The sequence below is a fragment of the Paenibacillus sp. alder61 genome (genome assembly GCF_020179875.1).
Lineage (GTDB): Bacteria > Bacillota > Bacilli > Paenibacillales > Paenibacillaceae > Fontibacillus > Fontibacillus faecis.
This window is the reverse complement of the sequence record NZ_JAIUDG010000019.1, coordinates 51,371-63,588: the sequence shown is the minus strand read 5'-3', so window position 1 is coordinate 63,588 and position 12,218 is coordinate 51,371. Positions and strand designations below refer to the sequence as shown.

Below are 12,218 nucleotides of genomic sequence, written 5' to 3'. Positions count from 1 at the left end.
TTTGCCACAGCAGGAATTTATTTATGCGCTGTTTCTTGGGGGAAAAAGGTAAAATGAAAAAAACAATAAAAAAGGCAATCTTCACGGTGACGCACCACCTGAAGATTGCCTTTGTTTTTTCTACAATTTAAGAATTCCGGTGGTGTGCAGCAACACCAGGAACACGAGAACCGGAGCGATATACCGGACCATGAACAACCACACCCGGAACCAGCCCGCTTTAAGCCCTGCGGCTTCCGCAGCGTTCTTCCAGAAATATCCCACAAACACGGTCGTTATGAGCCCGCCTACCGGCAGCAGAATATTCGATGTGATGAAATCAAGCCAGTCAAAGAAGCTTTTCCCGCCCATATCCGTTAGAGCCGGCGTGATTCCAAAGGAGAAGGCCGAAGGGAGTCCGACCAGCAGCACCAAGACGCTGATCAGTACTACCGACTTCACCCGTCCCCAGCCCCAACGATCCATGGCGAAGGACACCGGTACTTCAAGCAGCGATACCGCGGAAGTTAACGCCGCTATCGCCAACAGTACGAAGAACAGTCCGCCGAAGAATGCTCCGAGCGGCATCGCCGAGAATGCGGCGGGAAGCGCCATGAAGACGAGGGAGGGACCCGCGTCGGGCTGAATGCCGAAAGAAGCGGTTGTCGGGAATATGATAAGCCCCGCGATGAACGCATATATCAAGTCCCCGGCTCCGATCGCAAGCGTAGCCGCTCCAAGGGACTGACGCTTGTCCACGTAAGCTCCATAGGTAAGCAGAATACCCATCCCGAGCGACAGGGAGAAGAAGGCATGTCCCAGGGCTACCAATGCCGCATTCGGGCTTAATTTCGAGAAATCGGGCTGGAGAAAAAAGGATACGCCAGCTCCGGCTCCCGGCAAGGTAACGGCACGGATCATCAATACGATCAGAAGGATGATCATACCGGGAATCAGTACTTTGTTGAATTTTTCGATACCTCCGGAAATGCCTTTGCCGACAACCCATCCGGTGATCAGAATCGCCACTGCCTGCCAAACGATCGGCATGTAGCCTTGGGTAAACGCGCCGAATTGTCCGCTATAGTCGGAGTTGCTGTAAAGGGCACCGCTGAAAGATTGCACGGCATAATGAAGCGTCCAGCCGGCAACGATCACGTAAAAGGTCAGAATCAGGAAAGGCGCAATGACCTGCAGCAGACCGAGGCGACCGAATACTTTGGAGCCGCCGGCTTTTACGAAGGACGTAGCCGCACTGCCTCTTCCGGAACGTCCAATAGCCAGTTCGGCCAAAAGCAGAGGCAGGCCGATCAGGATCAAGCAGACGATGAACAGCAGAAAGAACGCGGCACCTCCGTTCTCACCCGTAATATAAGGAAATTTCCACATATTGCCCAAACCTACGGAACTTCCGATGGCGGCCAATATGAACCCAGATGAGGAAAAACGATCGTTTTTTCCCTCTACTGGGTTGTGTTGCGATGATGTCATAAAGCTTCCCCCAGTTTAAATTTTGTATCCTATTATTATATTGCATATTTCGACGGAAAGGGATATGAAATTATTGCAAAAAATAGAACGCATCGAATCGACCGATCCGATGCGTCATTTTTTATAAACCTGTACTTTATTCGACTAGCTGTTGATGAACTTCAAATATTGCAGCATCCGTTTTAGCATGACGGCACTCTCCGCGCGGGTTGCATACTTCCTTGGTGAAAAGCAAGCTGCTGAGGTACCTTGAAGGAGACCGGACTCCGTAAGCTTCGCCACGGGCTCGGCAGCCCAAGCGGAAATGGTGTTTGCATCGGAAAAGGCTCCCAGTGCCGCAGAATTCGGTTGCGGTGCCCTTGCATTGAAGCTCAGCGCACGGGCGACGACGACCGCCAACTCCTCGCGTGTGATCCACGCATCCGGCCTGAACATCCCGTCGTGATCCCCGGTAAAGAGGCCTCTTTCCAGGGCCGTGCGAACAGCTCCGGCATACCAGGCATCGGGGGAAATGTCGGCAAACGGGCTGCCTTTCTTTGCCACGGAATCCGTCAGACCCAGCGAGCGTACCAGCAGCGCAGCCAATTCGGCACGTGTCATATGGGCATCCGGAGAGAAGAAACCGTCGCTTCTGCCTTGTACGATCCATTTATTAGCCATCAGTTCAATCTCGTCTTTGGCCCAATGTCCTGCGATATCCTCAAAGGTGTGCTGGGACGAAATAACTGCAAACAGGCCATATTGCTGCGAATAAATCGTCGCTTCACTCGGATCATTGTGGAATACCGATGGAGTAAAATGCATCCCGCCCTGGCCGTCCACCCATACAACTGTAGACTTTACCGGATCCGCTGAAGCGGGGAGGGCGATCGTCTTATTCCAATACCTGTTCGCTTGTCCGTTTGGGATACTTTCTTCTGTCGGCTGCCCATTGATTTCAACCGAGAAAGCGACGGGACTTTCTATTAGCTTCGCTCCCCGCTGGGCAAGCACGGCACTTAGATTGCCTACTATAGTTGGTGCGGGTTGACGGACCCCGATGGTGACTACGCTGTCGGGATCTAACGCGGGCCTGCTCCCGTTTAGCCAATGTAATGGCAGTTGAAAGCCGGTACCGTTCACTTTGAACGTGATGGAATAACCGGATTCAATTGTATCCGCCCGTTTCAGCATATCCACCAAAAATTTCCCCGGCAGGTCAAGATATACGGCGGGCGTATCGTCGGCCTGATATTCCATAAGCACTTCATGATTCGCCGTGAAAACCCGAGCCAGTGCAGAGGCGTCCGGCTTTAGACGAATAGCGGTCTGTCCGTCGGTTGTAGTCTCCCGCGACGCGGCAACCCAGACCTTGGAATGGTTGATGGTTAACTGCGCTAATGACGAACGGGCGTTGCTCTCAGCGGCGGGTGCGGAACGACCCGAAGCAGCATTGGTCCCCGGCTCCGGAGGAGATGATGGGGAAGGCTCGTGCGGTTCCGGGTCAGGCTGTGGTTCAGGCTCGGGGGTCTTGTCGGCAGCAAGCACAATGATCCCCGTATCCAAAATTTGATTAGCCTGAACATCCAAACGCTGCACAAAAGGAGCAAACCCCGAAGCCTCTATGGTCAATGTCTGCGGTCCAACGGGAACCTCATCAAGTTTGAAGTCACCTTGAATATTTGTTAATACGCTGCCCCCGCCTATGGATACCGATGCCCCCGCCAGCGGGATCAGCTCTTTGTCATAGACAGAACTGCTCACGGTGCTGTACACGGCACCTGTTACGCTTCCCGTAGCGGGTTGGACCGTAATGGCGGCTTTTGCCGTCAAGCCGCTCGAAGCAGTGGCTGTAATAACGGTTTGCCCAGGTTTTACAGGCAGCACTTCGCCGTTCAGATTATTAACCTCGGCTACGGCCGGATCGGCGGACACCCATGTTACTTCTTTATTGGTGGCTGTCTCCGGCTCCAGGATCAGGTTAAGCTTGACCGGTTCATCACCAACCATGAGCGTGAGATCCGACGGTTCAACCCAAATGCCGTTGACCGGGATAAACTGTCGGATATGGTCCGCCTCAAGGATCAAGCGATGCCAGGCCTTAATGCGCTGTCGGGCATCTATTTCGTACAAGTCAACGGTTTGCCCCGGTTGCATACCGGGAATATCCGAACCGGGTACATAATATACGGCGTCCGGCGGTAACGTATCTTCGTACAACGGAGGTTCCGCGTCCGTCCGGTCCAGAACAAAGGCCAAGGTAGCGCCGGTTTGCAGCGGTGTTACCGTGATAGCCGTCGTACCGATCTCCGCACCAGGCTGCACCGAGACGTTTTCGAGCGGGGGAGCCATCGTTTTTAGATCAAGCTGAAATGAACGCACTACTGTTGCTCCGCCTTCATCGGTCGCTGTAATGATAACATCATAACTCGAGTTGCCGGAAAGAGCGGAAGTCGGCGTACCGTGGATCTCTCCCGAGGGGTTAAGATTCAGGCCATCGGGAAGGCCTGTGGCGCTCCAGGTCAAACCGGCGTGCGTTCCGTCGAAGCCAGCCAGCATCAATGAGTAAGGCTCGCCCTGCACCGCAAAAGGGATCTCCTCGGTTAGCACCCGAGGCCGCAAATACGGATAACCGTCGTTGACGTTGGCATGGATATTCCAGGTGTGTTCGAAATCCCAACCGATATAATTAACCCGCTGCTTCATCTCGGCGGTCGTCAACCCTGCGGCTTCGAGCGGACCAGAATTATAAGTGCTGTCCACGCCTACACTAACCATTGAAGTTTCTTTATCGAAGTAAGAACTGTATATGCCGGTTGTGTTCGTATAGCCTGCGATCGCGGACCTGCCTGTATACCAGCCCGGATTCTCCGGATGAATCCGTCCGCGGGAATACGTGTTCCTGACGGTATTTTCATTCCCCGGTGTGCCGGAAAAGTAGGCGCCTATTCCGGACGTGTATACATGAGAGTTACCAGCATCGGCCACGTTGCGGATCTGTCCTGTAAAAAAGGAGTCGAGGATGGAGGCGCCAAAAACGTAGCCGGAAATGCCTCCGCCATACATGTTAAAACCCCAGCTGGCGGTGACGGAAGCGGACGAAGAGGAACGCTCGATCCTTGCATGTCCCAATATCCCGGTGATCCCGCCGGTAGAGGTCACTTTATTTGGGTCGCGGGGTACAAGGCTGGTCACATTACCTTCCGTATACGCTCCCACGATACTGCCACCCGACAGGTAACCCGCCACTCCGCCTGTAATGGAGCCGCCGGTTATGTTCACCTTGAGACTAAGGTTGCGAATGCTGCCGTTGGCTTCCCCGAAGAAACCGACGTTAAGCCGGGTATCGCCCTCAATGTTCAGACCCGTAATCGTATGACCCTGCCCATCGAAGATTCCGCTGAATGGAGCAAAGTCATTGCCGCCGAACGGAACCCAGGTCACTCCGGTTAGGTCGATGTCGTTGACCAGGCGGATTTGCTTGTCCAGATATTGCTCTTGATTCCGGTTAATGTAGGCCAGCTGCTCCGGTGCGGACAGCAGCACCCAGCCGTTCTCCATCGGCGGTACAGCCCCTTGAGGGTCCGCATGGGAACCGGCAAGAGCAGGTATGCCGTATAGCCCTATCTGCCCTATGAGGATGAGGCCGGCAAGCAGGATTGCCATCGTTGATTTGCGTCTCTTCATTTAACACTCCCCTTTTATGTAAACCGTAACTGAAAAAAATTATAGTATGTTTAAGCAAACTAAATGTTCCGTCTTTGTTTCAAATTTGATGGAAAAAGAGGCGGTGAAGAGTTCGCAAAGGGAGGGGGAGGGACTAGTGCCCCTTCAGACATCGTAGTAGGAGAAAAATTATATTGAACCATTCGGAGATCAAAGGCCTGGCGCATTTTCCGACTCTTCTAACTCCTAAAAAGATGCAAATCTGCAGGCATTTCTTACTAGAGCTTGCATATCTGGCGCCGTCATCGAAACAGTCGAATCGCAGGCATAGCGGCGGCCATCGGTCAAGATCGGATGCACTTAGAAAAGGTAGGGGAGATCAAATAAAGAGATAGGGGAGTGGAAAATAAAAAAACCTGATGGTTTATCAGGTTTGTGGATTGCATATAAGAAAACTCGATGTTATAATCAGAACGCAAGTTTTTTATGTCTTATTGTCATAAGTATCGCATCTTACATCTTTATAGTATCATGGCGGCAAACTTGTGTCAACTGTTTTTTTCTCAAATCGATGGTTAGGAGAGATGTTCAATGAGTTCTCTTGTTCTAGGCTTTCAGGAAATGGATAAGACACAGCATTCGCTCGTCGGAGGAAAAGGGTTGAATTTGGGGGAACTATCCAACATCCAAGGAATATGCGTTCCGGAAGGATTTTGTGTCACAACCGCGGGATATCGACAAGCCATCGAACATAATGAAATGTATCATGCGTTATTGAATCGACTAGCCACGCTAAAAGAAGAAGATCGAGAGCAAATTGGTGAAATCAGCAGGAAGATCAGGGAAACGCTGATGGAAGCGGAAATCCCATCCGATGTTGTTAAAGGAGTTACGCTATATCTCTCCCGCCTGGGTGAGGAACATGCTTATGCCGTCCGTTCCAGCGCGACCGCCGAAGATTTGCCGCACGCCTCTTTTGCCGGTCAACAAGACAGCTATTTAAACATTATCGGCAAAGAAGCCATTTTACAGCATATCCGCCAATGTTGGGCTTCCCTATTTACGGATCGTGCGGTGATCTACCGAATGCAAAACGGATTTGACCACCGTCAAGTTTATTTAGCCGTCGTCATTCAAAAGATGGTTTTTCCGCAGGCGTCGGGGATTTTATTTACCGCCGATCCCATGACCGGAAACCGAAAGGTGCTATCCATCGATGCCGGTTTCGGACTTGGAGAAGCGTTGGTCTCGGGCTTGGTCTCCGCCGATGGTTATAAAGTACGGGATGAGCAAATCGTCGAGAAGAGAATAGCCGTTAAAAAAATGGCAATCTATGGACGAAAAGAAGGCGGCACGGAGACCCGGCAGATCGATCCCGGCCGGCAAAAGACGCAAAGCCTTACGGACGAGCAAATTTTACAGCTGGCACGTATCGGAAGACAGATTGAAGCCTATTTCGGCCAGCCGCAAGATATCGAATGGTGTATGGCCCAAGATACTTTTTACATGGTCCAGAGTCGGCCGATCACGACTTTATACCCGATTCCTGAAGCGAAGGATCAAGAGAATCACGTCTATCTATCCGTTGCTCATCAACAAATGATGACCGATCCCATTAGACCCTTGGGATTGTCTTTTTACCTGTTAATTACACCCGCACCCATGCGTAAAGCCGGCGGGAGGTTGTTCGTCGACGTTGCGCCTATGCTGGCCTCACCTGCCGGTAGAGAAACTTTAGTCAATAACCTCGGCCAATCCGATCCGCTCATAAAAGGCGCACTCATGACGATCATCGAGCGAGATTTTATAAAATTGGTACCGACTGATCAAACCGCACCGGTCCCGGGCCGAAGGAATGCGGATTTGCCTGCGAAATTCGAGAACGACCCGACGATCGTTTCCGATTTGATGAAGCGGAGTCAAGCCTCGATCGAAGAGTTAAAACAAACCATCCAAGCGAAATCGGGATCGGATTTGTTTGATTTTATCCTGGAAGATATCCAGCAGCAATTAAAGAAGATTTTGTTCGATCCGCAAAGTACGGCCGTATTTATGACTGCGATGGAGGCTTCAGCATGGATCAATGAGCACATGTACAAATGGTTGGGCGAAAAAAACGCAGCGGACACGCTTTCTCAATCCGTACCGAACAATATTACTTCGGAAATGGGATTGGCGTTATTGGATGTGGCGGACGTGATTCGCCCGTATCCGGAAGTCATTGCTTATTTGGAACAGGCAACAGAGGATGACTTTTTGGATGAACTGGTTAAGTTTAAAGGCGGACGGGAAACCCGTGACGCCATCTATGGTTTTCTCGACAAATACGGGATGCGGTGTACCGGTGAGATCGATATTACAAGAACTCGCTGGAGCGAAAAACCGATCACGCTTGTCCCGATGATTCTTGGCAACATCAAAAACTTTGAGCCCAACGCCGGTAGTCGAAAATTCGAGCAAGGTCGCAAGGAAGCTTTGGCCAAAGAACAAGAGCTCTTGGAGCGATTGAAGGCATTGCCGGATGGCGAACAAAAGGCGAAAGAAACCAAACGAAGGATCGATCTCATTCGGAATTTCATCGGGTATAGGGAGTATCCCAAGTACGGGTATATTAGCCGCTACTTCGTTTATAAGCAGGCATTGCTGAAAGAAGCCGAGCGACTCGCGCAAGTCGGCGTGATTCGTGAGAAAGAAGATATCTACTATCTGACTTTTGAGGAGCTTCATGAAGTCGTACGCACCCAACAATTGGATGACCGGATCATTAGCAAGCGAAAAGACGAGTACAAATTATATGAAAAATTAACTCCGCCGCGCGTTATTACTTCGGATGGCGAAATCATTACAGGCGAGTACAATCGGGAGCATCTCCCCAGCGATGCCATTCCGGGTCTGGCTGTTTCTTCCGGAGTCATAGAAGGACGAGCGCGCGTCATCTTAAACATGGAAGACGCCAAGCTGGAAGCTGGGGACATATTAGTCACCTCCTTTACGGATCCTAGCTGGACGCCCTTGTTTGTATCCATAAAAGGCCTGGTCACCGAAGTTGGCGGGCTGATGACTCATGGCGCCGTCATCGCACGTGAGTATGGCCTGCCGGCCGTTGTCGGAGTGGAGAATGCGACCAAACTGATCCAAGACGGGCAACGAATTCGCGTGAATGGAACGGAAGGGTATATCGAAATATTGTAAACAACAAGGCAGCCGGATCATACGTAATGATTGCCTGATCCTCCAGGAAAGGATAAAGTTAAGAAAGTTAACCTTAAAGTTAACCTTATGAAAAAAAGGGAGGTGAGCCTTCAAAGCTCTGGAAAAATCACATGTTAGGAGCACATAAAGCGTGGAAAACAGGAAAAGCAAGTTCAATAAAATATACGCCATGCAGTTAGCAACCATTTTTATCGGATTTGTCATTTTCGGATTCTCGGAAAATATTAAAGGACCGGCCATCCCGCGCATTCAATTTGATTTTATGCTTAGTGAAGCGCAACTGGGTACTTTGTTATCCCTGAACGCCTTGGGTTACTTGTTAGCTTGTTCTTTTACCGCTTATTTGACCAAAATATGGGGGATCAAGTGGGTCACTGTTACCGCGTTCGTCTCGATGGCGGTTTCCGGTATCCTCATTTTCTTCTCCCATTATTACCCGATGTTCTCGGCTTCGTATTTCCTGATGTATATCGGCAACGGGATGCTGGAAATCGGTTTGGCTATCCTGAGCGCGCGGATTTTCGTGAGAAACACGGGAATGATGATGAATATGACGCATGGGTTCTATGGCTTAAGTTCAACGGTTGCTCCGCTGCTTGCAACCGGCTTGATGCAGGTGACGATCGGCGGCCATACGCTGGATTGGCGCGGGATGTACATGGTGGTGCTGCTCCTGTCCGTTATCCCGGTTGTAATTGCTTTGTTCAGTACGTTCCCGGGAGACGATATCCCGCACGAAGATCGTATCCCGTTCAAGGAACTGCTGAAAGATCGCGTAATTTGGTTGATGGTGCTGGTGCTTACGTTCGGGGTGGTATCCGAATTGGCCGTCGGCGGTTGGCTCGTCAATTTTCTGGAAAAAGCTTATGGATGGAATACCGTTAATGCTTCCGGGATGTTATCCGTTTTTTTCCTATGTTTTGCCCTGGCCCGGCTATTCCTTGGCCCGCTTACAGATCGAATAGGCTTTGTAGTATCCCTCATTATCTTTTCAGGGGCCTCGGCACTATGTACGTTTATTGCAATATTCGGCGGTGAGAGCGTCGCGTTTCTGTTTGCGGCTTCCGGTATAGGTATTGCGATGATTTATCCCACAGTGATGGCTTTCATTGCGAAGAGATATCCGAAGGGCAGCGATGCGGCGATTACGCTCACGGTAACATTGATGGGATTAGGCAGTGTCATAGGCAATTACCTCATAGGAGGAATCACCGAGCTCGTCAAACGTATGGCGGGGGAGGATTCGTCCACAAGTCTGCTTCGCGGACTTCAAGCCGGGTACGGCTTCATTGGATTATGTGCGGCATTATGCACAATAACCGGACTTATTTTATATGTGCATTTGTATAAGCGAAAAGAGGTCATCTAAACACGAATTCAACGGTCGAAAAAATATAAATTTTTAATTTTAATAGATTTACATATTTTGTAACCTGTGATATGTTAACTTTGAAAGCGCATCCATGATTTGAACAATTGAGCGATTATTTATCATCTTTTACATGGAAAGGAAAGATGGAAATGAACAATTGGCTCAAAAAGACAGGCGCATTCATGTTGGCATTTGCACTTCTGTTTGGATGGATGACAGCGACCGTTAATGCAGACACCGCACTTTTTACGATTGAAGGCGAAGACGCACAGCTTACTTCCGATCTTCAAGTGGCGACCGAGATATACGGACAACCCAAGCCCGGTTTCTCCGGGAGCGGATTTGTCTGGATGCAGAATTCCGGCACAATCACTTTTACTGTGACCGTTCCGGAAACCGGTTTGTATGAGATCTCCACCCGGTATATGCAAGAGCTCAGTCCGGACGGCAGGCTGCAATATTTAGCCATAAACGGGGTCACCAAGGGGTCGTATATGCTGCCCTACACGACCGAGTGGTCGAATTTCGATTTTGGCTTTCATAAACTGAAGGAAGGAAGCAACACGATTCAATTGAAAGCCGGTTGGGGATTCGCTTATTTTGATACCTTCACGGTGGATGTTGCGGATCTGGATCCCCTGGATGTGCAGCCCGTTCTCAGCGATCCTGAAGCCACGCCGGAAACTCAGCTTTTGATGAATTACTTAACGGAGGTCTACGGCAACCATATTATTTCCGGCCAGCAGGAGATTTATGGAGGCGGAAATGACGGCAATTCCGAGCTGGAGTTTGAATGGATCTACAACTTAACCGGCAAGTACCCGGCTATTCGCGGCTTCGACCTTATGAACTATAATCCGCTCTACGGCTGGGAGGACGGCACAACCGACCGGATGATCGATTGGGTGAATAACCGGGGCGGGATCGCGACGGCCTCCTGGCATATCAATGTGCCCCGAGATTTTACTTCCTATCAGCTCGGGGAGTTTGTGGATTGGAAGAACGCCACCTACAAGCCGACGGAAACAAATTTTAATACGGCCAATGCGGTGGTTCCCGGTACGAAAGAATATCAATACGTCATGATGACCATTGAGGATTTGGCGGAACAGCTGCTGATTCTCCAGGAAAACCATGTGCCGGTGATTTTCCGTCCCTATCATGAGGCAGAGGGCAACGGCGGATTGAATGGGGAAGGCGCCTGGTTCTGGTGGGCTTCGGCCGGCGCGGAAGTATACAAGCAGCTGTGGCACCAACTTTACACCGAACTTACGGAGACGTACGGGCTGCACAATTTGATCTGGACCTACAACAGCTACGTGTACAGTACTTCCCCCGCCTGGTATCCCGGCAACGATCAGGTGGATATTGTCGGCTATGATAAATACAACACCATCTACAACCGTTATGACGGTCTGTCCGGCGTACCCAATGAGGATGCCATCAGTTCGATTTTCTATCAGCTTGTGAATTTAACCGACGGCACGAAAATGGTGGCGATGACAGAGAACGATACGGTGCCAAGCGTGCAGAATCTGACCGAGGAAAAAGCGGGGTGGCTCTATTTCTGTCCTTGGTATGGCGAGCATCTTATGAGTTCCGCCTTTAATTATCCGGCCACTCTGACGACGCTTTACCAAAGCGATTATGTCATCACGTTGGATGAACTGCCCGATTTAACGGGTGGGAATCCGACACAAAACGCGTCCATCACCCCTACAACCGTCGAATTTGACAAATTCACGCCGGGCCAAAGCGATAAGGCCATAACCATAAATGCTAACGGGAACGCCTTAACCGGTCTTCGAGCGGGTACCACACCATTGACCGAGATACAGGACTATACGGTAAGCGGCAATACGCTGCTGTTGAAAAAAGAATTTCTGGCCGGGCTTCCGCTCGGTCAGAATACGATAACCTTTCAATTCAGCGGTGGTAATGACGCGGTTCTTACAGTCCATGTAAAGGACAGCGGTGTGTCCGTACCGGCGGGAAACTTGACGATCCAAGCCTTCAACGGCATAACGAGCGAATCCACCAACGGAATTTCACCCAAATTCAAAGTGATCAACACCGGTGATTCGGCAATTCGGTTAAGCGATGTAAAACTCCGGTACTACTATACGGTAGACGGTGAAAATTCACAGAGTTTCTGGTGCGACTGGGCCAGTATAGGGAATGCGAATGTAACCGGGCATTTCGTTAAACTGGCGACTCCGGTTGCCGGAGCCGATTATGCTTTGGAGATTGGCTTTGCGAGCTCGGCGGGAACGCTTGATCCCGGCCAAAGCGCAGAAATTCAAACCCGGTTCTCCAAAGCCGACTGGTCCAATTACAACCAGACTGACGATTACTCGTTTAAGGCCTCGGGCAGCCAGTTCGAAAATCATGCGCAGGTTACCGGGTACTTGAACAGTCAGCTCGTATGGGGGATAGAACCTTAAAGAGGATGTACGGGTTGGGGCGGGAGTTAAAATCCCGCTCCAACTTTTTTTGAGTTAGGGAAGGTAAGAGGGTA

Annotated in this window: 5 protein-coding genes; 3 read left to right on the top strand and 2 right to left on the bottom strand. The window is 50.5% G+C overall.

Features of this window, described 5'->3' with window-relative positions; genetic code table 11:
* Nucleotides 1-120: 120 nt before the first annotated feature.
* Both LBW89_RS19590 and LBW89_RS19585 read right to left on the bottom strand, forming a co-directional pair.
* Nucleotides 121-1,470, bottom strand: a complete 1,350-nt coding sequence (locus LBW89_RS19590) for a sodium-dependent transporter (protein ID WP_225039944.1) — start codon at nucleotides 1,468-1,470, stop codon at nucleotides 121-123.
* A gap of 144 nt (nucleotides 1,471-1,614) precedes the next feature.
* Nucleotides 1,615-5,136 carry an S-layer homology domain-containing protein gene (locus LBW89_RS19585; protein ID WP_225039941.1) on the bottom strand — a complete coding sequence of 1,174 codons (3,522 nt, stop codon included), beginning with the start codon at nucleotides 5,134-5,136 and terminating at the stop codon, nucleotides 1,615-1,617.
* 570 nt (nucleotides 5,137-5,706) lie between these two features.
* Here LBW89_RS19585 and ppsA point away from each other — a divergent pair.
* The 3 genes from ppsA to LBW89_RS19570 all read left to right on the top strand — a co-directional run bounded on the left by ppsA (nucleotide 5,707) and on the right by LBW89_RS19570 (nucleotide 12,144).
* On the top strand, nucleotides 5,707-8,307 hold the full coding sequence (gene ppsA / locus LBW89_RS19580) for a phosphoenolpyruvate synthase (RefSeq protein ID WP_225039939.1): 2,601 nt from the start codon (nucleotides 5,707-5,709) through the stop codon (nucleotides 8,305-8,307).
* A 151-nt stretch (nucleotides 8,308-8,458) separates the two neighbouring features.
* Nucleotides 8,459-9,697, top strand: coding sequence for an MFS transporter (locus LBW89_RS19575; RefSeq protein ID WP_412067018.1), 1,239 nt, complete (start codon nucleotides 8,459-8,461; stop codon nucleotides 9,695-9,697).
* A 152-nt stretch (nucleotides 9,698-9,849) separates the two neighbouring features.
* Nucleotides 9,850-12,144 carry a glycosyl hydrolase gene (locus LBW89_RS19570; RefSeq protein ID WP_225039937.1) on the top strand — a complete coding sequence of 765 codons (2,295 nt, stop codon included), beginning with the start codon at nucleotides 9,850-9,852 and terminating at the stop codon, nucleotides 12,142-12,144.
* The last annotated feature ends 74 nt before the right edge of the window (nucleotides 12,145-12,218 follow it).